At 40.5% G+C, this 432-nt stretch carries 1 pseudogene; it reads right to left on the reverse strand.

Annotated elements, in window-relative coordinates:
- Positions 1-216 precede the first annotated feature (216 nt).
- A pseudogene (locus ACHABW_RS25985) lies at positions 217-432 on the reverse strand (IS110 family transposase); the annotation flags it as partial.

Raw genomic sequence — 432 nt, forward strand, 5'->3', positions numbered from 1 at the left:
AAACTTATGGGCACATTGGACTCTGCAAATCAAGGGACTTACCCTCCCATTTCTCCTGGTATCACGTACCTACATTCCATCGTTGGGTCTTTTCCTTAAAGCAGAGGCCGGCATATGCTCCTGCATGGACTGATCCTTGTAGATCGTCTTAAGTCGAATTGTGGCCGGCTTCTCCGTGTCTTAATTGTCAGGGATTATTCATTCATAGATTCTTAACTAAGCTGCTTTCTTATCAACGAGAAAAGGTATATCCAACATCATATGTTCTTCATCAAACTTTCTTCCATGTTTGCAAAGACCATGGCATATTTGAAGTAGCTTTCTTGAAAGAACAACTAATGCTTCTTTACCAGTCAACGGATTCTCTCTTCGAGAGACATAATAATCATAAAGAGCCCTAAATGCTTTATTGGCATGTAACAGAGGTAAGAC

Origin of the sequence: Salipaludibacillus sp. CF4.18 (assembly GCF_051262595.1) — a bacterium.
Lineage (GTDB): Bacteria > Bacillota > Bacilli > Bacillales > Salisediminibacteriaceae > Salipaludibacillus > Salipaludibacillus neizhouensis.